At 67.3% G+C, this 25,498-nt stretch carries 20 protein-coding genes and 3 rRNA genes; 20 read left to right on the top strand and 3 right to left on the bottom strand.

Annotation, left to right across the window (positions count from 1 at the left end):
- Window positions 1-16 precede the first annotated feature (16 nt).
- The 15 genes from OG306_RS16550 to OG306_RS16480 all read left to right on the top strand — a co-directional run bounded on the left by OG306_RS16550 (window position 17) and on the right by OG306_RS16480 (window position 16,206).
- Entirely contained in the window at window positions 17-784 is a 768-nt protein-coding gene (locus OG306_RS16550) for a class I SAM-dependent methyltransferase (RefSeq protein WP_266746929.1), read from the top strand.
- A gap of 94 nt (window positions 785-878) precedes the next feature.
- Window positions 879-1,646, top strand: coding sequence for an ABC transporter ATP-binding protein (locus OG306_RS16545; protein ID WP_327349588.1), 768 nt, complete (start codon window positions 879-881; stop codon window positions 1,644-1,646).
- The gene (locus tag OG306_RS16540) at window positions 1,643-2,431 is read left to right on the top strand and encodes an ABC transporter permease (RefSeq protein WP_327349589.1); all 789 of its coding nucleotides are present in this window, start codon (window positions 1,643-1,645) and stop codon (window positions 2,429-2,431) included. Before OG306_RS16545 ends, OG306_RS16540 begins: the two co-directional genes overlap by 4 nt.
- Window positions 2,432-2,500: 69 nt before the next feature.
- Window positions 2,501-3,310, top strand: a complete 810-nt coding sequence (gene proC, locus OG306_RS16535) for a pyrroline-5-carboxylate reductase (protein WP_266746926.1) — start codon at window positions 2,501-2,503, stop codon at window positions 3,308-3,310.
- Between the two features lie 790 nt (window positions 3,311-4,100).
- A 16S ribosomal RNA gene (locus tag OG306_RS16530) occupies window positions 4,101-5,626 on the top strand.
- Between the two features lie 297 nt (window positions 5,627-5,923).
- Window positions 5,924-9,048 (top strand): 23S ribosomal RNA (locus tag OG306_RS16525).
- 77 nt (window positions 9,049-9,125) lie between these two features.
- A 5S ribosomal RNA gene (rrf, locus tag OG306_RS16520) occupies window positions 9,126-9,242 on the top strand.
- Together the 16S, 23S and 5S rRNA genes form the textbook arrangement of a ribosomal RNA operon.
- 72 nt (window positions 9,243-9,314) lie before the next feature.
- On the top strand, window positions 9,315-9,959 hold the full coding sequence (locus OG306_RS16515) for an HAD family hydrolase (protein ID WP_266746925.1): 645 nt from the start codon (window positions 9,315-9,317) through the stop codon (window positions 9,957-9,959).
- A gap of 42 nt (window positions 9,960-10,001) precedes the next feature.
- Window positions 10,002-11,207, top strand: a complete 1,206-nt coding sequence (locus OG306_RS16510) for an MFS transporter (RefSeq protein WP_266746924.1) — start codon at window positions 10,002-10,004, stop codon at window positions 11,205-11,207.
- Window positions 11,176-12,348, top strand: coding sequence for an acetoin utilization protein AcuC (locus OG306_RS16505; RefSeq protein WP_266746923.1), 1,173 nt, complete (start codon window positions 11,176-11,178; stop codon window positions 12,346-12,348). The genes OG306_RS16510 and OG306_RS16505 overlap by 32 nt, the downstream gene beginning before the upstream one ends.
- Before the next feature lie 122 nt (window positions 12,349-12,470).
- Window positions 12,471-13,286: a phosphatase gene (locus OG306_RS16500; protein WP_266746922.1), complete on the top strand. Its 816-nt coding sequence runs from the start codon at window positions 12,471-12,473 to the stop codon at window positions 13,284-13,286.
- A gap of 128 nt (window positions 13,287-13,414) precedes the next feature.
- Window positions 13,415-13,627 carry a helix-turn-helix domain-containing protein gene (locus OG306_RS16495; protein WP_014046653.1) on the top strand — a complete coding sequence of 71 codons (213 nt, stop codon included), beginning with the start codon at window positions 13,415-13,417 and terminating at the stop codon, window positions 13,625-13,627.
- Window positions 13,628-13,736: 109 nt separating this feature from the next.
- Complete coding sequence (locus tag OG306_RS16490; RefSeq protein ID WP_003948845.1) at window positions 13,737-13,835, top strand: 30S ribosomal protein bS22; 99 nt, start codon at window positions 13,737-13,739, stop codon at window positions 13,833-13,835.
- Window positions 13,836-14,019: 184 nt separating this feature from the next.
- Complete coding sequence (locus tag OG306_RS16485) at window positions 14,020-15,114, top strand: NAD-dependent epimerase/dehydratase family protein (RefSeq protein WP_266746921.1); 1,095 nt, start codon at window positions 14,020-14,022, stop codon at window positions 15,112-15,114.
- Between the two features lie 15 nt (window positions 15,115-15,129).
- Window positions 15,130-16,206: a lysophospholipid acyltransferase family protein gene (locus OG306_RS16480; RefSeq protein WP_371665419.1), complete on the top strand. Its 1,077-nt coding sequence runs from the start codon at window positions 15,130-15,132 to the stop codon at window positions 16,204-16,206.
- Window positions 16,207-16,271: 65 nt separating this feature from the next.
- Here the strand turns inward: OG306_RS16480 and OG306_RS16475 are convergent, their stop codons facing one another.
- The 3 genes from OG306_RS16475 to OG306_RS16465 all read right to left on the bottom strand — a co-directional run bounded on the left by OG306_RS16475 (window position 16,272) and on the right by OG306_RS16465 (window position 19,794).
- A complete protein-coding gene (locus OG306_RS16475; protein ID WP_371665418.1) occupies window positions 16,272-17,462 on the bottom strand; it encodes a DUF5667 domain-containing protein in 1,191 nt (396 codons plus the stop codon).
- A gap of 224 nt (window positions 17,463-17,686) precedes the next feature.
- On the bottom strand, window positions 17,687-18,463 hold the full coding sequence (locus tag OG306_RS16470; protein ID WP_266746918.1) for an ECF subfamily RNA polymerase sigma factor, BldN family: 777 nt from the start codon (window positions 18,461-18,463) through the stop codon (window positions 17,687-17,689).
- A gap of 356 nt (window positions 18,464-18,819) precedes the next feature.
- Window positions 18,820-19,794 carry an HAD family hydrolase gene (locus tag OG306_RS16465; protein ID WP_266746917.1) on the bottom strand — a complete coding sequence of 325 codons (975 nt, stop codon included), beginning with the start codon at window positions 19,792-19,794 and terminating at the stop codon, window positions 18,820-18,822.
- Window positions 19,795-19,964: 170 nt separating this feature from the next.
- Between OG306_RS16465 and OG306_RS16460 the strand changes: the two genes are divergently transcribed.
- From OG306_RS16460 to OG306_RS16440, 5 genes are all read left to right on the top strand, one after another.
- Window positions 19,965-20,240: a glutaredoxin family protein gene (locus tag OG306_RS16460; protein WP_266746916.1), complete on the top strand. Its 276-nt coding sequence runs from the start codon at window positions 19,965-19,967 to the stop codon at window positions 20,238-20,240.
- Between the two features lie 272 nt (window positions 20,241-20,512).
- Entirely contained in the window at window positions 20,513-21,280 is a 768-nt protein-coding gene (locus OG306_RS16455; protein WP_266746915.1) for a redox-sensing transcriptional repressor Rex, read from the top strand.
- On the top strand, window positions 21,277-22,770 hold the full coding sequence (locus OG306_RS16450) for a glutamyl-tRNA reductase (RefSeq protein WP_266746914.1): 1,494 nt from the start codon (window positions 21,277-21,279) through the stop codon (window positions 22,768-22,770). Before OG306_RS16455 ends, OG306_RS16450 begins: the two co-directional genes overlap by 4 nt.
- The gene (hemC, locus tag OG306_RS16445) at window positions 22,767-23,753 is read left to right on the top strand and encodes a hydroxymethylbilane synthase (protein WP_266746913.1); all 987 of its coding nucleotides are present in this window, start codon (window positions 22,767-22,769) and stop codon (window positions 23,751-23,753) included. The genes OG306_RS16450 and hemC overlap by 4 nt, the downstream gene beginning before the upstream one ends.
- Window positions 23,750-25,420, top strand: a complete 1,671-nt coding sequence (locus OG306_RS16440; RefSeq protein ID WP_266746912.1) for a uroporphyrinogen-III synthase — start codon at window positions 23,750-23,752, stop codon at window positions 25,418-25,420. Before hemC ends, OG306_RS16440 begins: the two co-directional genes overlap by 4 nt.
- Window positions 25,421-25,498: the final 78 nt, after the last annotated feature.

Below are 25,498 nucleotides of genomic sequence, written 5' to 3'. Positions count from 1 at the left end.
GGGGCACGATGGCCCCATGCCACTCTCCGATCCCACGCCGGCCGCGCCCCGCGCCCTCTCCTTCGACCGCGCGGCCGCCCAGTACGCCGCGGCCCGCCCCGGCTACCCGCCCGCCCTCTTCGACACCGTCGAGAACCTGTCCGGCCGCCCCCTGCGCGGCGCCTGCACCATCGATGTCGGCGCGGGCACGGGCATCGCCACCCGGCTCCTCCACGAGAGGGGCGCCCGGGTCACCGCGGTCGAACCGGGCCCCGGCATGGCGGAAGAACTGCACCGGGCACTCCCGTACGTACCGGTCGTGCGCGGCGACGGAAACCGCCTCCCCCTCGCCACCGCATCGGCCGACCTGATCACGTACGCCCAGTCCTGGCACTGGACCGACCGGAGCCGCGCCACCTCCGAGGCCCTGCGCGTCCTGCGTCCCGGCGGCGCACTCGCCCTCTGGTGGAACGTCTCCGACCACTCCGTCTCCTGGATCGCCGAGCAGGACGCCCGGCTGCGCCGCTTCTTCGGCGCAGGCGAGAGTGCCCACGGCTCGTCCGTGCCCCTCCGCGACCTGCCGTCCGAGTTCGACTTCGTACACCGCACGGTGCCCTGGACCCGACGGGTGTCCCTGGACACCCACCTCGCCAACCTCGGCAGCCATTCCGCCTTCCTCGTCCTCGGTGAGGAACCTGCACGCCGGTTCCTCACCGAGGAGCGCGACCGGCTGGCAGAGCTCTTCCCGGACGGCGCGGTCGAGGAGGGTTACGTGGTCGACCTGAGCGTGGCGATCCGTCCGTAGCCGCCGCCCCCGCCACCCGCACCCCCACCATCACCAACCCCACCATCACCAACCCCCCTTGACGAAGGGACACGCCAGGATCAAAATTCATCGCATGATGAATTCTCCGGGCCCTGCCATCGAGGCCCGTGGCCTCACCGTCGTACGAGGCAACCGCACCGTCCTCCGCGGCCTCGACTTCACCGTCGAACCCGGCAGAATCACCGGCCTCCTGGGCCCCTCCGGCTGCGGCAAATCCACCCTGATGCGCGCCGTCGTGGGCACCCAGGCCAAGGTCACCGGCACCCTCGACGTGCTCGGCAGCCCCGCGGGCGCCCCCACCCTCCGCCCGCGCATCGGGTACGTCACCCAGGCCCCGTCCGTCTACACCGACCTGACGGTCCGACAGAACCTCGACTACTTCGCGGCGATCCTCCAGCCGGGCCGCAGGCACCGCGACGCACGCCGGACCGCCGTCACCCGCGCGATCGCCGAGGTCGACCTGACCAGCCACGCCGATGCCCTCGCCGGTACCCTCTCCGGCGGCCAGCTCACCCGCGTCTCCCTCGCCGTGGCCCTGCTCGGCACGCCCGAACTCCTGGTCCTCGACGAACCGACCGTCGGCCTCGACCCGGTCCTCCGCCGCGGCCTGTGGAACCTCTTCCACTCCCTCGCGGCCGACCGCGGCACCACACTCCTCGTCTCCTCCCACGTCATGGACGAGGCCGAGCGCTGTCACCGGCTGCTCCTCATGCGCGAGGGCGAGATCCTCGCCGACGACACCCCCGAGGCACTGCGCACCGCTGCCCGCGCCGCCACCGTCGAAGAGGCATTCCTCCACCTGGTCGACAAGGCCGCCATCCGTCAGGAGACCGCCCGATGAGCACGCACCCGAACCCCGGCTCCCGCCCCCGCCCGGCCACACCGCCCCTGAGCCCGGCCCGCACCCTCGCCACCGCCGCCCGCGTCCTGCGCCAACTCACCCACGACCCGGGCACCGTCGCGCTGCTCCTCCTGATCCCGGTCGTGATGATCACGCTGCTCCGGTACGTGTTCGACGGCAGCCCCCGCACCTTCGACGCCATCGGCGCCTCGCTCCTCGGCATCTTCCCGCTGATCACGATGTTCCTGGTGACCTCGATCGCCACCCTGCGCGAACGCACCTCGGGCACCCTCGAACGCCTCCTCGCCATGCCGCTCGGCAAGGGCGACCTCATCGGCGGCTACGCCCTCGCCTTCGGCGCCGTCGCCATCGTCCAGTCCCTCCTGGCCACCGCACTCTCGGTCTGGGCACTCGGCCTGGACGTCACCGGCTCCCCGTGGCTGCTGCTCCTCGTCGCCCTGCTCGACGCGCTCCTCGGCACGGCACTCGGCCTCTTCGTCTCCGCCTTCGCCGCATCCGAGTTCCAGGCCGTCCAGTTCATGCCGGCGGTGATCTTCCCGCAGCTCCTGCTCTGCGGACTGTTCACCGCGCGCGACCGGATGGCACCCGCACTCGAAGCGATCTCGAACGTCCTGCCCATGTCGTACGCGGTCGACGGCATGAACGAGGTCCTCCACCACACGGACGTCACCGGCGACTTCGTCCGCGACGTCCTGGTCGTCGCGGGCTGCGCGCTCCTCGTCCTCACCCTCGGCGCGGCCACGCTCCGCCGACGTACCGCCTGACCGGCCCCGGTGCGAGGATGACGGGCACGAGCACCGAGCACCGCGAGTACCGCCCGGAGGGTGAACCGCATGACCCAGACAGTTGCAGTCCTCGGCACCGGCAAGATCGGCGAGGCCCTGCTCAGCGGAATGATCCGGGCAGGCTGGCGCCCGGCGAACCTGCTGGTCACCACCCGCCGCTCCGAGCGCGCCGAGGAACTTCACAACCGCTACGGCGTCGACTCCGTCACCAACGCCGAGGCCGCCAAGCGCGCCGACATCCTCATCCTCGCGGTCAAGCCCCAGGACATGGGCCGGCTCCTCGACGAACTCGCCGAGCACGTATCCGCCGACCGCCTGGTCATCAGTGCCGCCGCGGGCATCACGACCGCCTTCATCGAGGACCGCCTCACGGCGAACACCCCGGTCGTACGCGTCATGCCGAACACCCCCGTCCTCGTCGACGAGGGCATGTCCGTCATCTCCGCGGGCAGCCACGCCACCACCGAACACCTCGCCGCCGCCGAGGCGATCTTCGGCGGCGTCGGCAAGACCCTGCGCGTGCCCGAGTCCCAGCAGGACGCGGCAACCGCCCTCTCCGGCTCGGGCCCCGCCTACTTCTACTTCCTCGTCGAGGCGATGACGGACGCGGGCATCCTGCTCGGCCTGCCCCGCGCCCAGGCCCACGAGCTGATCGTCCAGGCCGCCATCGGCGCCGCCGTCATGCTCCGCGACAGCGGCGAACACCCGGTCAAGCTCCGCGAGGCCGTCACCAGCCCGGCCGGCACCACCATCAGCGCCATCCGCGAGCTGGAGAACCACGGCGTACGCGCCGCCCTCATCGCTGCTCTCGAAGCCGCTCGCGACCGCAGCCGCGAACTCGCCTCCGGCAACGGCTGACGGGCGGCAGGCCCCGCGCCCACCCCCTGCATCTACTGCGCACCACCTTCGCGAACCCACCGCCGTGCAACGCCACGGCGGTGGGTTCGCGCCCACGCCCGAGCCACCAGCCCGGCCCGGGGTTGACACGACACGCCCACATCCGTAGTGTGCTCCGAGTTGTCCGACGTGAGCGCCGACTCCGGTCGGTCCCCGGACAGCCATTCCGCAGTAACCACATCGGTCAGCGACATCTGTCGCCCGACTTTCTGTGCGCATTTGCGAAATGAGGAATCCGCGTTCGAAGGAACACGGCCCCGATTAGCGTCGAGGCCCAGGATTCGCTAAAGTCTCACTCGTCGGAACGGCCCAACGGCCGGGAAGACAAATCCCGCTGACTGGGAATCAGGCCCGAAAGGATCTGATAGAGTCGGACTCGCCGGAAAGGGAAACGCGAAAGCGAAGAACTGGAAAGCAAACCCGCTTCGACCGGGAATCGGACACGAAAGAGTCTGATAGAGTCGGAAACGCAAGACCGAAGGGAAAGCGCCGGAGGAAAACCCCAGAGAATGTTCTGCGGGTGAGTACAAAGGAAGCGTCCGTTCCTTGAGAACTCAACAGCGTGCCAAAAGTCAACGCCAGATATGTTGATACCCCGGCCTGCTTCGGCAGGTTGGTGGTTCCTTTGAAAGTCCTGCCGGGCCTCACGGTTCCGGTAGGCAATTACACAGCGAGGACGCTGTGAACGATCGGTCTTATTCCGGCTGATCGTTCCGCTCTCGTGTTGTGTTGTCCCGATTACGGGAAAACATTCACGGAGAGTTTGATCCTGGCTCAGGACGAACGCTGGCGGCGTGCTTAACACATGCAAGTCGAACGATGAAGCCCTTCGGGGTGGATTAGTGGCGAACGGGTGAGTAACACGTGGGCAATCTGCCCTTCACTCTGGGACAAGCCCTGGAAACGGGGTCTAATACCGGATGACACTCTGTCCCGCATGGGACGGGGTTGAAAGCTCCGGCGGTGAAGGATGAGCCCGCGGCCTATCAGCTTGTTGGTGGGGTGATGGCCTACCAAGGCGACGACGGGTAGCCGGCCTGAGAGGGCGACCGGCCACACTGGGACTGAGACACGGCCCAGACTCCTACGGGAGGCAGCAGTGGGGAATATTGCACAATGGGCGAAAGCCTGATGCAGCGACGCCGCGTGAGGGATGACGGCCTTCGGGTTGTAAACCTCTTTCAGCAGGGAAGAAGCGAAAGTGACGGTACCTGCAGAAGAAGCGCCGGCTAACTACGTGCCAGCAGCCGCGGTAATACGTAGGGCGCAAGCGTTGTCCGGAATTATTGGGCGTAAAGAGCTCGTAGGCGGCTTGTTGCGTCGGTTGTGAAAGCCCGGGGCTTAACCCCGGGTCTGCAGTCGATACGGGCAGGCTAGAGTGTGGTAGGGGAGATCGGAATTCCTGGTGTAGCGGTGAAATGCGCAGATATCAGGAGGAACACCGGTGGCGAAGGCGGATCTCTGGGCCATTACTGACGCTGAGGAGCGAAAGCGTGGGGAGCGAACAGGATTAGATACCCTGGTAGTCCACGCCGTAAACGTTGGGAACTAGGTGTTGGCGACATTCCACGTCGTCGGTGCCGCAGCTAACGCATTAAGTTCCCCGCCTGGGGAGTACGGCCGCAAGGCTAAAACTCAAAGGAATTGACGGGGGCCCGCACAAGCAGCGGAGCATGTGGCTTAATTCGACGCAACGCGAAGAACCTTACCAAGGCTTGACATACACCGGAAAGCATCAGAGATGGTGCCCCCCTTGTGGTCGGTGTACAGGTGGTGCATGGCTGTCGTCAGCTCGTGTCGTGAGATGTTGGGTTAAGTCCCGCAACGAGCGCAACCCTTGTTCTGTGTTGCCAGCATGCCCTTCGGGGTGATGGGGACTCACAGGAGACTGCCGGGGTCAACTCGGAGGAAGGTGGGGACGACGTCAAGTCATCATGCCCCTTATGTCTTGGGCTGCACACGTGCTACAATGGCCGGTACAATGAGCTGCGATGCCGCGAGGCGGAGCGAATCTCAAAAAGCCGGTCTCAGTTCGGATTGGGGTCTGCAACTCGACCCCATGAAGTCGGAGTTGCTAGTAATCGCAGATCAGCATTGCTGCGGTGAATACGTTCCCGGGCCTTGTACACACCGCCCGTCACGTCACGAAAGTCGGTAACACCCGAAGCCGGTGGCCCAACCCCTTGTGGGAGGGAGCTGTCGAAGGTGGGACTGGCGATTGGGACGAAGTCGTAACAAGGTAGCCGTACCGGAAGGTGCGGCTGGATCACCTCCTTTCTAAGGAGCACTTCTTACCGGGCTTGCCTGGTCAGAGGCCACTACGTCGGCAAATGTTCGACGGTGGTTGCTCATGGGTGGAACGTTGACTATTCGGCACGACAGGTTGTTGTTCACTAGTACTGCTTCGGCGTGGAACGTGGGGATGGCTTGTCGGGTCGGGCACGTTGTTGGGTATCTGAGGGTACGGCCGTGAGGTCGCCTTCAGTTGCCGGCCCCAGTGAACTCGCCTGTTTGGGCGGGGTGGTGGGTGGCTGGTCGTTGTTTGAGAACTGCACAGTGGACGCGAGCATCTGTGGCCAAGTTTTTAAGGGCGCACGGTGGATGCCTTGGCACCAGGAACCGATGAAGGACGTGGGAGGCCACGATAGGCCCCGGGGAGCTGTCAACCGAGCTTTGATCCGGGGGTGTCCGAATGGGGAAACCCGGCAGTCGTCATGGGCTGTCACCCGCTGCTGAACACATAGGCAGTGTGGAGGGAACGAGGGGAAGTGAAACATCTCAGTACCCTCAGGAAGAGAAAACAACCGTGATTCCGGGAGTAGTGGCGAGCGAAACTGGATGAGGCCAAACCGTATGTGTGTGATACCCGGCAGGGGTTGCGCATGCGGGGTTGCGGGAGTTCTCTTGATCAATCTGCCGATTGGTCGACGAGTCAGAAACCGTTGATGTAGGCGAAGGACATGCGAAAGGTCCGGCGTAGAGGGTAAGACCCCCGTAGCTGAAACATCAACGGCTCGTTTGAGAATTTCCCAAGTAGCACGGGGCCCGAGAAATCCCGTGTGAATCTGGCGGGACCACCCGCTAAGCCTAAATATTCCCTGGTGACCGATAGCGGATAGTACCGTGAGGGAATGGTGAAAAGTACCGCGGGAGCGGAGTGAAATAGTACCTGAAACCGTGTGCCTACAAGCCGTGGGAGCGTCGCTGTTGTTCTTCGGAGCAACAGTCGTGACTGCGTGCCTTTTGAAGAATGAGCCTGCGAGTTTGCGGTGTGTTGCGAGGTTAACCCGTGTGGGGAAGCCGTAGCGAAAGCGAGTCCGAATAGGGCGTTTTAGTAGCACGCTCAAGACCCGAAGCGGAGTGATCTAGCCATGGGCAGGTTGAAGCGGAGGTAAGACTTCGTGGAGGACCGAACCCACCAGGGTTGAAAACCTGGGGGATGACCTGTGGTTAGGGGTGAAAGGCCAATCAAACTCCGTGATAGCTGGTTCTCCCCGAAATGCATTTAGGTGCAGCGTCGTGTGTTTCTTGCCGGAGGTAGAGCACTGGATAGGCGATGGGCCCTACCGGGTTACTGACCTTAGCCAAACTCCGAATGCCGGTAAGTGAGAGCACGGCAGTGAGACTGTGGGGGATAAGCTCCATGGTCGAGAGGGAAACAGCCCAGAGCATCGACTAAGGCCCCTAAGCGTACGCTAAGTGGGAAAGGATGTGGAGTCGCAGAGACAACCAGGAGGTTGGCTTAGAAGCAGCCACCCTTGAAAGAGTGCGTAATAGCTCACTGGTCAAGTGATTCCGCGCCGACAATGTAGCGGGGCTCAAGCGTACCGCCGAAGTCGTGTCATTCCAGCGTATAGGGCCAACGCCTGCTGGGATGGGTAGGGGAGCGTCGTGTGCCGGGTGAAGCAGCCGCGGAAGCGAGTTGTGGACGGTTCACGAGTGAGAATGCAGGCATGAGTAGCGATACACACGTGAGAAACGTGTGCGCCGATTGACTAAGGGTTCCTGGGTCAAGCTGATCTGCCCAGGGTAAGTCGGGACCTAAGGCGAGGCCGACAGGCGTAGTCGATGGACAACCGGTTGATATTCCGGTACCCGCTTTGAAACGCCCAATACTGAATCAGGCGATGCTAAGTCCGTGAAGCCGGCCCGATCTCTTCGGAGTTGAGGGTAGTGGTGGAGCCGACGAACCAGACTTGTACTAGGTAAGCGATGGGGTGACGCAGGAAGGTAGTCCAGCCCGGGCGGTGGTAGTCCCGGGGTAAGGGTGTAGGCCGTGTGGTAGGTAAATCCGTCACACGTTAAGGCTGAGACCTGATGCCGAGCCGATTGTGGTGAAGTGGATGATCCTATGCTGTCGAGAAAAGCCTCTAGCGAGTTTCATGGCGGCCCGTACCCTAAACCGACTCAGGTAGTCAGGTAGAGAATACCGAGGCGTTCGGGTGAACTATGGTTAAGGAACTCGGCAAAATGCCCCCGTAACTTCGGGAGAAGGGGGGCCATCACTGGTGAGGAGACTTGCTCTCCGAGCTGGGGGTGGCCGCAGAGACCAGCGAGAAGCGACTGTTTACTAAAAACACAGGTCCGTGCGAAGCCGTAAGGCGATGTATACGGACTGACGCCTGCCCGGTGCTGGAACGTTAAGGGGACCGGTTAGCCGACTTTCGGGTCGGCGAAGCTGAGAACTTAAGCGCCAGTAAACGGCGGTGGTAACTATAACCATCCTAAGGTAGCGAAATTCCTTGTCGGGTAAGTTCCGACCTGCACGAATGGCGTAACGACTTCTCGACTGTCTCAACCATAGTCCCGGTGAAATTGCACTACGAGTAAAGATGCTCGTTTCGCGCAGCAGGACGGAAAGACCCCGGGACCTTTACTACAGTTTGATATTGGTGTTCGGTTCGGCTTGTGTAGGATAGGTGGGAGACTTTGAAGCGGCCACGCCAGTGGTTGTGGAGTCGTCGTTGAAATACCACTCTGGTCGTGCTGGATGTCTAACCTCGGTCCGTGATCCGGATCAGGGACAGTGTCTGATGGGTAGTTTAACTGGGGCGGTTGCCTCCTAAAGAGTAACGGAGGCGCCCAAAGGTTCCCTCAGCCTGGTTGGCAATCAGGTGTTGAGTGTAAGTGCACAAGGGAGCTTGACTGTGAGACCGACGGGTCGAGCAGGGACGAAAGTCGGGACTAGTGATCCGGCAGTGGCTTGTGGAAGCGCTGTCGCTCAACGGATAAAAGGTACCCCGGGGATAACAGGCTGATCTTCCCCAAGAGTCCATATCGACGGGATGGTTTGGCACCTCGATGTCGGCTCGTCGCATCCTGGGGCTGGAGTCGGTCCCAAGGGTTGGGCTGTTCGCCCATTAAAGCGGTACGCGAGCTGGGTTTAGAACGTCGTGAGACAGTTCGGTCCCTATCCGCTGCGCGCGTAGGAATATTGAGAAGGGCTGTCCCTAGTACGAGAGGACCGGGACGGACGAACCTCTGGTGTGCCAGTTGTTCTGCCAAGGGCATGGCTGGTTGGCTACGTTCGGAAAGGATAACCGCTGAAAGCATCTAAGCGGGAAGCCTGCTTCGAGATGAGTATTCCCACCAACTTGATTGGTTAAGGCTCCCAGTAGACGACTGGGTTGATAGGCCAGATGTGGAAGCCCGGTAACGGGTGGAGCTGACTGGTACTAATAGGCCGAGGGCTTGTCCTCAGTTGCTCGCGTCCACTGTGTTTGTTCTGAAATAACGAACGGCCGTGTTGTTCCGGTGTTGGTTAATTTCATAGTGTTTCGGTGGTCATTGCGTTAGGGAAACGCCCGGTTACATTCCGAACCCGGAAGCTAAGCCTTTCAGCGCCGATGGTACTGCAGGGGGGACCCTGTGGGAGAGTAGGACGCCGCCGAACTCCTTTTACGGGAAAGCCCCGTGCCCTTGTGGCACGGGGCTTTTCTGCGTTCGGAGCGTCTAGGCTCGATCCATGCGCTACGAACTGGTCATCTTCGACAACGACGGTGTGCTCGTGGACAGCGAGCCGATCTCCAACACCATCCTGTCCGAGTACCTCACGGAACTCGGACACCCCACCTCGTACCAGGAGTGCCTTCGCGACTACATGGGAGCTGCCGTGCATCGAGTGCACGACCTCGTCGAGGAAAGGACAGGGGAGAAGCTGCCCGCGGACTTCGAGGAGACGCTCCACTCACGGATTTTCGCGGCCTTCCAGCAGGAGCTGGAACCGGTGGCGGGCGTGGACGACGTGCTGGGGAAGCTCGTCGCCGACGGGGTCGCCTATTGCGTCGCGTCCTCCGGGAGTCATGAGCGGATCCGGGTCGGGCACCGCAAGACCGGGATCGACCAGTGGTTCGAGGAGGACTGGATCTTCAGCGCGGACGATGTGGCGCGCGGAAAGCCGGCGCCCGATCTGTTCCTGTTCGCCGCCGAGCGCATGGGCGTTCCTCCCGAGCGGTGCGTCGTCATCGAGGACAGTCCGCTTGGAGTGGAGGCGGCCCGGGCCGCGGGGATGGATGTGTACGGGTTTACGTCGATGATGCCCTCGGACCGACTCGCCGGGGTGACCGGGCACTTCTCCGACATGAGTCAACTGCGGGAATTGCTCGCCTGATCCATCTACCCATGGGTAGAAACTGGCCCTACGCTCGCGGCCATGACACATGCTCGCTTGCGGCACGGCAGGGCCTCCCTCGCGTTGAGCTTCTTCGTGCAGGGAGTCACCTTTGCCCTGCTCGTGACGCGGATTCCCGCCATTCAGGACCGGTACGGGATATCCGACGGGCTGTTGCCGGTGTTCCTGGCCGCGGTGCCGATCCTGGCCGGGGTGGGCAGCGTCGTCACCGAGAAGGTGGTCGCGCGGGTACGGCCCGGGATCGTACTGAGGTGGGCGCAGCCCGTTGTGCTGCTTGCGCTGCTTGGTGTCGGGGCAGGGAGCACCTTGTGGGAGGCGGCTCTGGCGCTCGGCGTGTTCGGACTTGCCGTCGGGGCGCTCGATGCCTCCATGAACATGATGGGGGTCAGCCTCCAGCGGGCGTACGGGCGTTCCATCATGCTGGGTTTCCATGCCTCGTACAGCCTGGGCGGGATCGCCGGGGCGTCCATGGCGTGGGCCGGGGCGCACTGGGATCTGTCGCTGCTGGTCTCGTACCTGCCGGCGGTTGTCGTGCTGCTGCCTGTCGCGCTCATCGGGAGCCGGTGGTACGCCGAGGGCGCGTCCGTCGAGGCGAGTCCGGTGGAGGGGCAGGGGAAGGGGGCTGCGTCGGTCTCGTTCAAGTTGCTGATGCCGCTCTGTCTGGTGATGAGCTTTGCGTACATCGGGGATTCGACGGTCTCCAACTGGAGCGCCAAGTATCTGCAGGACGTGCTGGGGAGTTCGGAGCAGCTGTCGACCGTTCCGTACAACGTCTACATGGTGACGACGCTGCTGGGGCGGGCTGTCGGGGACCTCGGGGTGCGGCGGTTCGGGGCGGTGGCCGTGGTGCGGTTCGGGAGTGTGCTGGCCGCGGTCGGGTTCGCTGTGGTGGCGCTGGCCGGTGGGGCATGGGTCGGGATGCTCGGGTTCACTCTGCTGGGCCTCGGGCTGTGTGTGATCGTGCCGCAGACGTTCGCCGCCGCCGGGCGGATGTTCCCCGGGGCGAGCGATACGGCCATCGCGCGGCTGAATGTCTTCAACTACGTGGGATTCCTGGTGGGGTCGCCGCTCGTGGGGGCGCTCGGGGACGCCTGGAGTTACCGGGGGGCGATGCTCGTACCGATGGTGCTGGTCCTTGCAACGCTCGTGTACGCCAAGTCGTTCGGCGCGGAACCTGCCCGATACGGTGGCGGCCATGAGCGGCCGCGCACAGTTGATGTGGGATGACGCAGTAACGGGATACGACTTCGGCGAGAGTCACCCGATGGACCCCGTCAGACTCGCTCTGACGATGGGGTTGGTGCGGGCGTTCGGGCTCGACCGCGCGGTGGATGTGGTGGCGGCCAGGCCCGCCGGCGAGTCCACGCTGCGGCTGGTGCACCGCGAGGACTATGTGGCTGCCGTGCGTGCTGCGTCGGCGGATCCGAAGCACGCCGATCAGAACTACGGGCTCGGGACGGTCGACGATCCCGCGTTCGCGGGGATGCACGAGGTGTCGGCGCTGATCGCCGGGCAGTCGGTGGCCGCGGCCGAGGCGGTGTGGCGTGGGGACACCGCGCACGCCGTGAACTTCACGGGCGGGCTGCACCATGCCATGCCGGGCGGCGCGGCGGGGTTCTGCATCTACAACGATCCGGCGCTCGCCATCGCGCGGCTGCTGGAGCTGGGTGCCGAGCGGGTCGCGTACATCGATGTGGACGTGCACCACGGGGACGGTGTGCAGGCTGCCTTCTGGGAGGACCCGCGGGTTCTGACCGTTTCGTTGCACGAGCACCCGCGCACGCTGTTTCCGCAGACCGGCTGGCCGGAGGAGACCGGCGGCGGGGCCGGTGAGGGCAGTGCGGTGAACGTGGCGTTGCCGGCCGGTACGGGGGACGCGGGCTGGCTGCGGGCGTTCCACGCGGTGGTGCCGGAGCTGCTGGCGGACTTCCGGCCGCAGGTGCTGGTGAGTCAGCACGGGGCCGATACACACTTCGAGGACCCGCTCGCCCACCTGGCGGTGTCGCTGGACGCGCAGCGGGCGGTGATGGCTGCCTGTCACGATCTCGCCCACGAGTACGCGGAGGGCGGGCGCTGGGTGGCGCTCGGCGGGGGCGGTTACGCGGTGGTCGACGTGGTGCCGCGGTCCTGGACGCATCTGGTGGGGATCGCCGCGCACGCGCCGGTGGATCCCGAGTCGGTGATTCCGGCCTCGTGGCGGGACGAGGTGTACGCGCGGACCCGGCAGCCGGGGCCGGCCCGGATGACGGACGGGCGTATTCCTTCCTGGAAGTCGTGGGAGGAGGGGTACGACCCCGCGGACCGGGTGGACCAGGCGGTGCGGGCGACCAGGCGGGCGGCGTTCCCGTTGCGGGGGCTGCTGGCCTGAGACGGGCGGGGGCGGTCGGGGTGCGGCCGTTTTCGTGCGGTGGTGAGTATGGGTTACGCCAACTGTGGGGCGTAACCGGGCTTCTGGCCCCCCGTCCGGGTGGTTGGGGCAGCATCGGTGGGGTGTTGAGCACCGGAGCGTTGCGTGCGCATCTGCTGGCGGCCCGGCTGGCCGGGCCCGTGGCCACATCGAGGGAAGTGAGCCTGCGGAGCTATCGGCTCTTCGCGGCCCGCGACCCTCGGGTGACGCTCGGCCTCGACCCCGAGTGGCGCTGGGAAGAGTCCGATCTTCTTCGTCTGATGGCCGACAAGTGTGGTGTTTCGGGCGATCCCGCTCATGTTTCGGGCCCGGACGTGATCGATCCGGAGCGGACTCTGGCAGCTCTGGATTCCTTCGCGGAGCGGCTGTCGCATGCGGCGGTCCGGCGGGTGCCGGTGCTGTTCGGGACCGGTCATCCGCATCGACTGCTCGGTTTCTACGCAGAGCTGGCAGACGCCCTGTCGGCGGCAGGGTGTCCCGTACTCACTCCTGCGCAGGGCCGATGTATCGACATAACGACCCGGTTCGGCGTACGCACACACAACCTGGACTACGTACGAGGAGTCGCGATGGTGCGCGAACCGGGCGCGCGGACTCCCGGCGGTGACACCGGCGCACATACCCATTCACCGTTGCCGGTCCGGGTCGTTCTGGAGTCCGCGGCGCAGGGGCGCGAGCGGCTGCCGGAGTTGGTCGTCGGGGACCACGGATGGGTCTGCGGGGCAGGTCAGCTGGGCATCGAGGCGATCGGTCTGGCGGATACGGACGATCCCGCGCTGTTCGTCGGGGAGGCGGAGGGGCGGGTGTCGGTCGCCGTTCCGATCGATGACGCCGTACGGTCCGCCTACTACCGGCCGCTCACGCGCTATGTACTCAATCGGGCGTGTCTGTCACAGTAGGCGGCCGATCGTCTCTCCTCTTCCCCACTCGCATCACCCGCCCCTAATCTGGGGAGTGAGCGCACAACGACGAAGAGTCACCGGAGGGGAAGCCGGTGCGCGTCTCGTGCGGAAGGTACAGGTGGGTCATGGCTGCTGGCAGCGAGAGGCCTCTCAACGAGGTCAAGTTTCTGACTGTGGCGGAAGTCGCCTCGGTCATGAGGGTGTCGAAGATGACCGTGTACCGCTTGGTGCACAGCGGTCATCTGCCGGCGATCCGGGTGGGCAGGTCATTCCGGGTTCCGGAGCAAGCGGTTCACGAGTATCTCCGCGAGTCCTTTGTGGGGGTGGAGTCCGCCTGAGGTTCACCTCGGATTACGTCCCTCACGCGGTGGCGGGTAGGCTAGGCCGACGTAGGTCGTGTGGGCCCAGACGCCCCGCACCAGTGAAGAGAAGTGAGCGAGGGTAGTCGTGGGCTCTGTTATCAAGAAGCGGCGTAAGCGGATGGCCAAGAAGAAGCACCGCAAGCTGCTCAAGCGCACGCGCGTTCAGCGTCGCAACAAGAAGTAGGCGAACGCAGTTCGTGAATCCGCAGCCCTTCCGCCCTTGTGGCGGGAGGGCTGCGGCGCGTTGTGGGGTGGTACCCGCATTCGGGCCAAAGTCTCGGCACAAGGCAGCCGTGCGGTCATCGCAGGGCAACATCCACCCGCTACGGTGACGGCCAGGGGAAACCTTTCGACGGAAGGCGCTGATCTTGGGGAAGGTCGTGCTGGTCACGGGAGCGGCCCGGCAGCTGGGCGGCCGCTTCGTGCGGCGCATCCAGCGTGATCCGGAAGTGGACCGGGTGATCGCCGTCGACGCGGTCACGCCCGGACACCGTCTGGGCGACGCCGATTTCGTGTCGGCGGACATCCGCCAGCCCGCGATCGCCAGAGTTCTCGCCGAGCACTCCGTCGATACGGTCGTCCATCTGGACGTCTCCGCGAAGGTGGTCGGCACGGGCGGCCGGACGACGGTCAAGGAGACCAACGTCATCGGCACCATGCAGCTGCTCGGGGCCTGTCAGAAGGCGCCGAGCGTGCGGCGACTGGTCGTCAAGTCCAGTACGAACGTCTACGGCTCCGCGCCCCGCGATCCGGCGGTCTTCACCGAGACTACTCCGCCCAAGTCCCTGCCGAGCGGGGGCTTCGCCAAGGACGTGGTGGAGGTCGAGGGGTACGTACGGGGCTTCGCGCGCCGTCGGCCGGACGTCGCCGTGTGCGTGCTCAGGTTCGCGAACATCCTGGGGCCGCAGGCGGATTCACCGCTCGCCGACTATTTGTCGCTGCCCGTACTGCCCACGGTGTTCGGTTACGACCCGAGGCTCCAGTTCGTGCACGAGGACGATGTCGTCGACGTACTGGGGATCGCCTCGCGCGAGCCGAGGCGCGGGACGCTGAACAGCGGCACCTTCAACATCGCCGGGGACGGTGTGCTGCTGCTCTCGCAGTGCTCGCGGCGGCTGGGGCGGCCGACGATGCCGTTGCTGCTGCCCGCCGTCACCTGGGTGGGCCAGGCGCTGCGTACGGTCGGCATGACGGACTTCTCGCCGGAGCAGATCCGGCTGCTCACCCACGGCCGGGTGGTCTCCACCGTTCAGATGCGCGAGACGCTGGGTTTCCAACCGGAGTTCACCACCGCGGAGACGTTCGCGGAGTTCGCGCGCAGTCAGGGGCCGGGGCTGCTGCCGCCCGAGGTGGCGGGAAGGGCGGTCGACAGAGTGGCCGCCATGCCGTTCACCGGGGTGGCCGGCGACGGTCCGGGGATCACCGGGGCGGGCGACACGTACCCGACCCCCAGCGGCAGGTAGAGGAGCGCATCGACGATGGCGGATGCCAAGGTCATTCCGTTCGACGACGACCGTTCGCGGGCGGGCGGCGCGTCGCGCTCCGCGCGGCGCCGGTCCGCGGGGGGCGGCGGCCGGGGGCAGGGGCCCTCCGCGGGCGCACCGATGGTCGGGACGGCGGCCGTCAGCGCCCTTCCCGGGCAGCAGGACGCCGCGCTGCCGATGCCGCAGGGGGAGCCGCAGTGGGCCGGGCAGCCCGTGGAAGGGGCGGAGCGGGGCAGCTGGGACCGGCGGATCGCGGGCGGGCTCGCGTTCCTGCGACGGCGGGTCACCGGTGAGTACGACGTCGACGAGTTCGGGTACGACAACGAACTGACCGATCAGGTCCTGATGTCGATGCTGCGCCCGATGTACGAGAAGTACTTCCGGGTCGAGGTGAAGGGCATCGAGAACATCCCGTCCGACGGCGGGGCGCTCATCGTGTCCAACCACTCGGGGACGCTGCCGCTCGACGGACTGATGCTCCAGGTCGCCGTGCACGACAACCACCCGGCCGGGAGGCACCTGCGGCTGCTCGCCGCCGATCTCGTCTTCATGCTGCCGGTGGTCAACGAGCTCGCCCGCAAGGCCGGGCACACGCTGGCCTGCGCGGAGGATGCGGAGCGGCTGCTGCGGCGCGGCGAGCTCGTCGGGGTGATGCCGGAGGGCTTCAAGGGCATCGGCAAGCCGTTCGGCGAGCGGTACAAGTTGCAGCGCTTCGGGCGGGGCGGTTTCGTCTCCACGGCGCTGCGGGCCGGGGTGCCGATCGTTCCGTGCTCGATCGTGGGGGCGGAGGAGATCTACCCGATGATCGGGAACTCGAAGACGCTGGCGCGGCTGCTGGGCATTCCGTACTTCCCGATCACGCCGACGTTTCCGTGGCTGGGGCCGCTCGGGGCGGTGCCGTTGCCGACGAAGTGGACGATCCAGTTCGGCGAGCCGATCTCCACGAGTGGGTATCCGGTGGAGGCGGCGGAGGATCCGATGCTGATGTTCAATCTGACGGATCAGGTGCGGGAGCAGATTCAGCACACGCTGTACAAGTTGTTGGTGCAGCGGCGGTCGGTGTTCTTCTGAGCCGGTGATCACCGGCTCACCGGACGGGCTTGTCTCTTCGTGCCCGTCCGGTGACCGAGGTGGCGTCAGTCGTTCAGGTCCTCGCTGTTGATTCCCAGGCCCGGGAGCAGGCCGGGGAGGAGCGGGGGCAGGGTCACGTCCGGCGTGGGCGGGGAGCTGATCCGGCCGTCGGCGGACGGGAGGGTGCCCGGGGGCGGGGTGCCGAGGAGGCCGTCCGTGCTGCCGCCGATCAGGCCGTCGGACGGGGCGCTGCCGGAGGCCGAGGGGTGGGGCGCGGCGCTGGGGTCCGTACGGCCGTGCGAGGCCTCCGGTGACGAGGGCGCGGAGTGGTCCGTACCGGACGATCCCGTGGCCTGTTCCGTGGCGTCCGACTGCCGCGAATCACCGCTCCTGCCGGGGGTGCGGGGCAGCAGTGACTGCAGCGGTTCGACCTCTTCGTCTATGGCGGCGAAGACCGAGTTGACCTGGTCACCCACATCGGTCAGCTGGACGGGCAGCCGGTCGCGCAGGCTGCTCCAGCTGTTGCGGTGCGAGCGGGAGAAGGACTCCAGGGTCTGGATCGGGCCGATGGCACCGTCCCGCTGGTAGGCCGCGTGGAGCAGGCGGTGGCCCTCGGTGGCGTCGTGCGTCATGCCGTTGAGCGTGCGCCTGACCTCGCCGAGCTGTTCGTGGTCGAGATCGCCGGAGCGGGCGCGCTCCATCAGCCGACGGGCCTCGCTGAGCCGGGTCGATGCCTGGTCGAGGTAGACCTCGCCGCGGTCGGCGTCGCCGCTGGCCATGGTGAGGTGGATGTCCTCCATGCCGCGTTTGAGCCCGTACAGCGAATCACCCGGCAGGGCGTCGGAACTGGCAGCGGCCACTCCGCCGAAGGCCCCCGCCGCCACTCCGACGGTGAGCCCGCCGGCCGCGAGGCCCTTCGCCCAGCGTGAGCGCGGACGCAATTTCCGGAGCGGGGAGGCCCGGTGGGCCCCCTTGGTCCGTTGTTCGGGCACCGTAGGACCCGTGGATTCGCCGCCCTCGGCGAACATGGCCTCCATGGCGGCGACGAGCTGAGCTCGTTGCACCACTTTGACTTCGGGATCCAATTCGGGCCGCGGTAGCTCACCGAGGCCGTTCGCCAGGGCCAACAGCGGTCCGTGGTCGGCCGGTTCGGCCGGTTCCTCGGGCTGTACGGCCGCCGCACCGCGGAGCGACTGCTCCTCCAGGGCCTGGGCGAAGGCGTTCGCCCGCCGGTGCGCCGAAACGTTTGCGATCACTGGCGGCACCTCCTCTCGTCATGACGGTCGACTCCCCTGAGCGTCCGGAAGGTTGCACACCTTGAGCGCTTCCACACGAATGAGTGAGTGTCGGCGGACATGGGGTGACGACAGGGGGCCTGCAACCGGCACAACGAGGGGCGCGGCACATGGGTTACGCAAGAAAGATGATCGGACCAGTGCGTGATGAATATATCGCCGAGAGTGATTCGGCCGGGGTGGGATCAGCGGGCGTCGTCCGGAAGGAGCCGGGCCAGGGTGCGGACGGCGCGGTACTGCAGGGTCTTGATCGCGCCCTCGTTCTTGCCCATGACCCGGGCGGTCTCGGCGACCGAGAGGCCCTGCAGGAAGCGCAGGGTCACGCATTCCTGCTGCTGGGGGTTGAGTCGGCGCACGGCTTGCAGCAGTGCGGCATTGGAGAGGGACTCCAGGACGGAGTCCTCGGGGCTGCGCTCGACCTCGTTGGCGTCGAGCATTTCGCCGGTGGTCACCTCCAGCCGGAAGCGGCTGGATTTGAAGTGGTCGGCGACCAGGTTGCGGGCGATCGTGACCAGCCAGGCGCCGAAGTCGCGGCCCTGCCAGGTGAAGGTGGAGATGCGGCGCAGGGCGCGCAGGAAGGTCTCGCTGGTGAGGTCCTCCGCTGTCGCCTTGCCGCCCACGCGGTAATAGATGTAGCGGTAGACGGTGTCGCTGTACTGGTCGTAGAGGCGGCCGAAGGCGTCGGCCTCGCCGGCCTGTGCGCGCTCGACGAGATCCATCATGCGCGCGCTGTCGCTGTCGGCGGTGGGCCGGCGGACGGTGGACGTAGTAGGTGCGCCGCGGTTGCTGCGTCTTCCGACCGCCGCACCGCGTTCGGCCAGGGCGTAGCAAGGGCCGGCAGGTGCAGGGGTGGCAAATGCGGGTACGGCGTACGCGGTGGGGACGAAACCGCGCAAGCGGTCGGCGACCGTTGCGCGGAGCGTAGCCAGGCCCGAGGCGTCAACCCCGACGTGTGGGTACACGGGACTCCCAGAGGCAGAGCTTCCATCACGTGCAGTACGAAACCGTCACTCGTCGTAGTGAGTGGTGGGTTCCGGAATGCGTCTGAGGAGAATAACGCTTCGTACAGGCAGTGCTACACCCAGTTGCTCAAATCATCGATTACGTCGCTTCTGTAGCAACTAATCGATGCATCAAGTAGCACATCGTGACCGGTTATTGATCGGATTAGTTCGGGATCTGCCTGCGGGTGCGACGGGTTGTGGTCGGGTGCGGGCAATCCGACTGGCGGGAGCGGCCGGTGAGCAAGGGATCCCGATCGGCGCCGGGTGTCCGGGCGTGGCTCGGCGGCCCCCGCCGGGGAACGAACGGGTGTGCGTCAGCGGCGGCGGCGGTGCAGCGCGACGGCGGCCGCGGTGCCGCCCGCGAGGGCGCCGACGCCCGCCGCGGCCGGGATACCGACCTTGGCGGCCTTGCGGCCCGTCCGGTAGTCCCGCAGCCGCCAGTCGAGGGCGCGGGCGTGCTTGCGGAGCTTGGCGTCCGGGTTGATCGCGTACGGGTGGCCGACCAGGGACAGCATCGGGATGTCGTTGTGCGAATCGCTGTACGCTGCGCAGCGGTCGAGGTCCAGGTCCTCGGCGGCGGCCAGGGCGCGGACCGCCTCGGCCTTCGCGGGGCCGTGCAGCGGTTCGCCGACCAGACGGCCGGTGTAGACGCCGTCGACGGATTCGGCGACGGTGCCCAGCGCGCCGGTCAGGCCGAGGCGGCGGGCGATGATCGTGGCGGTCTCCACCGGGGCGGCGGTGACCAGCCAGACCCGCTGCCCGGCGTCCAGGTGGGCCTGGGCGAGGGCGCGGGTGCCGGGCCAGATGCGGTCGGCCATGTACTCGTCGTAGATCTCCTCGCCGATGGACATCAGCTCGGAGACGCGGTGGCCCTTGACGATGGACAGGGCGCTCTCGCGGGCGTCCTGCATGTGCTCCGGGTCCTCGACGCCGGCCAGCCTGAACCAGGCCTGCTGCCAGGCGAACCGGGTCAGCTCGCGGCGCTGGAAGAACTTCCGCTTGTACAGGCCGCGGCCGAAGTGGAAGATCGCCGCGCCCTGCATCACGGTGTTGTCCAGGTCGAAGAAGGCGGCGGCCCGGTCGTCGCCGACGACGGGGAAGGCCGGCTCCTCGGCCTCGGCGGGGGCGGAGCCGCCCTGACCGGCGGCGGGCTGGTCGTCGGGGAGTTCGCCGGGGAGTTCGCCGGGGAGGGCGGACTTCCGCGCTGCCTCAGCTGCAGCCTCGCCTGCCAGCACGCTCCGTGCTGTCGCGGGGCGCCTACGGGGTGTGAGCCATCCAAGAGCGGCCATGTCGTGAGCATAGCCAGTCGGTTCGGCCGTTCCGGACCTGCCGGGATGCCGTGCCGTGAACTCTCGGCTGCCGAATTGTTAATCGGGCGATTCGGGGCGTAAGGGATCAAGGGTGGGACTGGCTCCTCTCCTGCTCGGGGCAGCGGTCCCGTTCGGCGCAGAATGAAGGCATGAGTGCCCTGTTGCGACGTACGAGGAAGAAGCCCGCGGACCGGGTGGTGACCCTGGTCGGGAAGCCCGGATGTCACCTCTGTGACGACGCGAGGACGGTGGTGAGGGAGGTGTGTGAGGAGACCGGCGCGTCCTGGGAGGAGAAGGACATCGATCAGGACGAGGAGCTGCACCGGGAGTACTGGGAGCAGATTCCGGTTGTCCTGATTGATAACGAACAGCACACGTTCTGGCGGGTGGACCCGGCGAGGCTGCGCAGCGCACTGCTTTCGTGAGTGAAACCCGGTTACCATCGTGGGCGTTTTGAGTGATCTCGGGGGAATGGTTGTGAGGAGAGTGTGCCGCTTTGCCCCCTTCGGGCCTGCAACGGGCTGATGCGATCCCCGGTTCCGGGATCGCGCGACGAATGTGCGTGACCCCGGTCACTTTGACCGGACAAAACGGACACCATCTTTGTGCACGTGTTCACAAAGACATAGCCTGCATTCGACGGGGCGGTCCTGCTGCATACGGCCGCCTGCAGCCCCGCTCATCCCGCAGGAGCACCGTGGCAACTGGCCGAACTCACCGACCGGCGACCCGTAGCCGAGGAATTCCCGAGGCCACCGTCGCCCGACTTCCGCTGTATCTGCGCGCACTGACCGCGCTCTCCGAGCGCTCGGTCCCCACGGTCTCGTCCGAGGAACTCGCGGCTGCGGCGGGGGTCAACTCTGCCAAGTTGCGCAAGGACTTCAGCTACCTCGGGTCCTACGGGACGCGTGGTGTCGGGTACGACGTCGAGTATCTCGTCTACCAGATCTCCCGCGAGCTCGGGCTCACCCAGGACTGGCCGGTCGTGATCGTCGGTATCGGTAACCTCGGCGCCGCGCTCGCCAACTACGGCGGTTTCGCCTCCCGTGGTTTCCGGGTCGCCGCGCTGATCGACGCCGATCCCGCGCTGGCCGGAACGCCCGTCGCCGGGATCCCCGTTCAGCACGCCGACGAGCTGGAGAAGATCGTCAGCGAGAACGGCGTGTCGATCGGCGTCATCTCGACCCCGGCCGGTGCCGCGCAGCAGGTCTGCGACCGGCTCGTCGCCGCGGGCGTCACCTCCATCCTGAACTTCGCGCCGACGGTGCTCTCCGTGCCCGACGGCGTCGACGTCCGCAAGGTCGACCTCTCCATCGAACTCCAGATCCTCGCCTTCCACGAGCAGCGCAAGGCCGGCGAGGACACCACCGAGAGCAGCCCGGACGCGGCCGCGCCGCCCGCGCGCGCCGCCACCGGCAGCCGGAAGGGACCTGACGGGGACATGCCCGCCGTGATGCCGGCATGAGTCTTCTCGTAGTGGGGCTGAGCCACCGAAGCGCCCCCGTCTCCGTACTGGAACGGGCCTCGCTGGCTGCCGAGACGCAGGCCAAGCTGCTCCAGGACGCCCTTGCCGCGGAGCCCGCGGCCGAGGCTGCCGTGCTGGCCACCTGCAACCGCATCGAGCTGTACGCCGACGTGGACAAGTTCCACGCGGGCGTCGCCGAGCTGTCCACGCTCCTCGCCCAGCACAGCGGCGTCGGTCTGGACGAGCTCACTCCGTATCTCTATGTGCACTACGAGGACCGGGCCGTCCACCACCTCTTCTCGGTGGCGTGCGGGCTGGACTCGATGGTCGTCGGCGAGGGCCAGATCCTCGGCCAGATCAAGGACGCGCTGGCACTGGGGCAGGAGCTCCACACCGCCGGCCGGCTGCTGAACGATCTGTTCCAGCAGGCCCTGCGGGTCGGCAAGCGGGCCCACAGCGAGACCGGGATCGACCGGGCCGGGCAGTCGCTCGTCACCTTCGGTCTCGAACAGCTCGCGGCCGGTGCGGACGTCACCGACTGGGCCCGGGGCAAGCGCGCGCTGGTGATCGGTGCCGGCTCGATGTCCTCGCTGGCCGCCGCGACGCTGGCCCGTGCCGGTGTCGCCGAGATCGTCGTCGCCAACCGGACCAGGGCCCGCGCCGACCGGCTCGTCGAGATCCTGGGCCAGCCCGGCGGTACCGGAGTGGCCGCCCACGCCGTGGAGATGGCCGCCGTCGCCGACGAACTGACACGTGCCGACGTCGTCGTCTCGTGCACCGGTGCGACCGGTCTCGTCCTGACCGCCGAGGCCGTCGCCGGAGCGCTCGGCCTGGCTTTCGACCCCGCGCACGAGGCGCCCGCCGCCTCCGTCCCCGCGCCGCCCGCCGCCCCCGACCGGCATGCCGCCTGGGTGGAGAACGGCACCGCCGGTACGGTGCGCCAGGCCGTCCGCCGGGCCACCGTGCCCGCGCAGGGCGCCGGCCCCGTCCGCCTCGCCCTGCTCGACCTCGCCATGCCGCGGGACATCGACGGCGCCACCGCCCGCCTCGACGGCGTGCGCCTGGTCGACATCGAGTCGCTCGCCGAGGCGTCGGCGGATGCCCCGATGGCCGCCGATGTGGACCAGGTGCGCACGATCGTCGCCGACGAGGTCGCCGCCTTCGGCGCCGCCCAGCGCGCCGCCCACATCACCCCGACCGTCGTCGCCCTGCGCACGATGGCCGCCGGAGTGGTCGCGGGCGAGATCGCGCGGCTCGACGGACGCCTCCCCGACCTGGACGAGAAGCAGCGCGCCGAGATCTCGCAGACCGTGCGCCGCGTCGTCGACAAGCTCCTGCACGCGCCCACCGTGCGGGTCAAGCAGCTCGCCAGCGAGCCCGGCGGCGCCGGGTACGCCGATGCGCTGCGGGAACTCTTCGACCTCGACCCGCAGACGGTCGCCGCCGTCTCCCGGGCAGACCTGAACGACCCGAATCGAGGGCGGTCATGACCGACAACTCACCCCAGCGCGCACGGACCGACGCACCGCTCCGGCTGGGCACCCGGCGCAGCAAGCTCGCCATGGCGCAGTCCGGCCTCGTCGCCGACGCGGTCAGTGAGGTGACCGGGCGCGCCGTCGAGCTCGTCGAGATCACCACGTACGGCGACATCTCCCGGGAGCACCTTGCGCAGATCGGCGGCACCGGTGTGTTCGTCGCCGCGCTGCGCGACGCGCTGCTGCGCGGCGAGGTGGACTTCGCCGTCCACTCGCTCAAGGACCTGCCGACCACTCAGCCCGAGGGCCTCGTGCTGGCCGCCGTACCGGTGCGCGAGGACCCGCGCGACGTACTGGTGGCGCGGGACGGGCTGACCCTGGAGCAGCTGCCGTCCGGTGCCCGCATCGGCACCGGCTCGCCGCGCCGCATGGCGCAGCTCAACGCGTACGCCCGTAGTCACGGCCTCGCCATCGAGACCGTGCCGATCCGGGGGAACGTCGATACGCGTATCGGATTTGTCCGAAGCGGGGAGCTGGACGCGGTGGTACTCGCCGCGGCCGGTATCAGCCGCCTCGGCCGGACCGGTGAGGTGACCGACTTCCTGTCGGTCGACACCGTCCTGCCCGCTCCCGGTCAGGGAGCACTGGCGATCGAATGCGCTGCGACCAGCGCGGACCTCGCCGCCGCACTCGCCGAGCTCGACGACCCGGTCACCCGGGCCGCCGTGACCGCCGAGCGTGCCCTGCTCGCCGCCCTGGAGGCCGGTTGTTCCGCACCTGTGGGTGCGCTGGCCGACCTCCTGGTCGACGGACAGGCTGTCAACGAACTGCGCCTGCGCGGTGTCGTCGGTTCCACCGACGGCTCCTCGCTGGTACAGATGTCCACCACCGGTCCCGTCCCCACGTCGCACGACGACGCGGCGGCCCTCGGTCGCGAACTCGCGGCCGAGATGCTCGCCAAGGGTGCGGCCGGTCTTATGGGGGAGCGAGCACTTTGAGCCCCACCGGCCCCGCCGCATCCGACTTTCCGGCCCTGTCCGCACAAGGGCACGTCACCTTCCTCGGCGCCGGTCCCGGCGACCCGGGACTGCTGACTCTGCGCGCCGTCGAGGCGCTCGCGAGCGCGGACGTCCTTGTCGCCGAGCCGGACGTTCTCGGCGTTGTTCGCTGCCATGCGCGGGCGGGCGTAAGCACGCCTGAGCTGACGGTTGTTGACGCGCAGTCAGCAGCCGTCGGTGTTCCCGTTCTCAGGGACGCGGCCAATCTTGTCATGGAGGCAGCGAAGGGCGGCAGGCGGGTCGTTCGTGCCGTCTCCGGCGACCCGGGACTGGACGGGAACACCGGCGCGGAGATGCTCGCCTGCGCCACCGCCGGTATCCCCTTCGAGGTCGTGCCGGGCGTCGCCAACGCGGTGGGCGTGCCCGCGTACGCCGGTGTGCCGCTGCGGGACGCGCAGGGCGCGGACGTCCGGTTCGTCGATGCCCGTACCGCCTCGGACCGCTGCTGGGCCGAGGTCGGCGCGAGCGACGCGACGGCCGTCGTCTCGACGGCGCTCGACTCGGTGGCCGCGGCCGCCGGTGAGCTGGTCGCGGCGGGCCGCAAGCCGGACACCCCGCTGACCGTGACGGTGGCCGGTACGACCACCCGCCAGCGCACCTGGACGGCGACCCTCGGGACGATCGCCCAGGTTCTGAAGCAGGCGAAGGTCCTCCCGTCGCCCGACGGGCACCAGCCCGTCATAGCCGTGGTCGGTGAGCGCAGCTCCGCCGCCCAGCGTGACCAGCTCGCGTGGTTCGAGTCCAAGCCCCTGTTCGGCTGGAAGGTGCTCGTCCCGCGTACCAGGGAGCAGGCGGCGTCGCTCTCCGACCAGCTTCGTTCGTACGGTGCCGTGCCGCACGAGGTCCCGACGATCGCCGTCGAGCCGCCTCGTACGCCCCAGCAGATGGAGCGTGCGGTCAAGGGCCTGGTCACGGGCCGCTACGAGTGGATCGCCTTCACCAGCGTCAACGCGGTGAAGGCCGTGCGGGAGAAGTTCGAGGAGTACGGGCTCGACGCCCGTGCCTTCGCCGGGATCAAGGTCGCGGCCGTCGGTGAGCAGACCGCCGCCGCGCTCGTCGACTTCGGTGTGAAGCCGGACCTGGTGCCGTCCGGTGAGCAGTCGGCCGCCGGTCTGCTGGAGGACTGGCCGCCGTACGACCCGGTCTTCGATCCGATCGACCGTGTCTTCCTGCCGCGTGCCGACATCGCCACCGAGACGCTGGTGGCCGGGCTCATCGAGCTGGGCTGGGAGGTCGACGACGTCACCGCGTACCGCACGGTCCGCGCCTCGCCGCCGCCCGCCGACACGCGTGAGGCCATCAAGGGCGGCGGGTTCGACGCGGTGCTCTTCACCTCGTCGTCGACCGTACGGAACCTCGTCGGCATCGCGGGCAAGCCGCACAACGTGACGGTCATCGCGTGTATCGGCCCGGCGACGGCGAAGACCGCCGAGGAGCACGGGCTGCGCGTCGACGTCCTGTCGCCGGAGCCTTCGGTGCACAGGCTGGCCGAGGCCCTCGCCGAGTTCGGTGCGCAGCGCCGGGAGGCGGCGAAGGAGGCCGGTGACCCGGTGACGCGGCCGAGCGAGCGGCGTCCGGGGGCACGGCGGCGTCGTACGACGACCTGACGTGTGTGAGGTGTGAGGACCGGGCGGTCCGGCTGCTTCGGCGGCCGGGCCGCCCGTCGCCGTTGTGACGCTTTTCCG

Origin of the sequence: Streptomyces sp. NBC_01241, assembly GCF_041435435.1 — a bacterium.
GTDB lineage: Bacteria > Actinomycetota > Actinomycetes > Streptomycetales > Streptomycetaceae > Streptomyces.
Note: the sequence above shows the minus strand (reverse complement) of the source record. Positions and strands in the feature narration are given on the sequence as shown.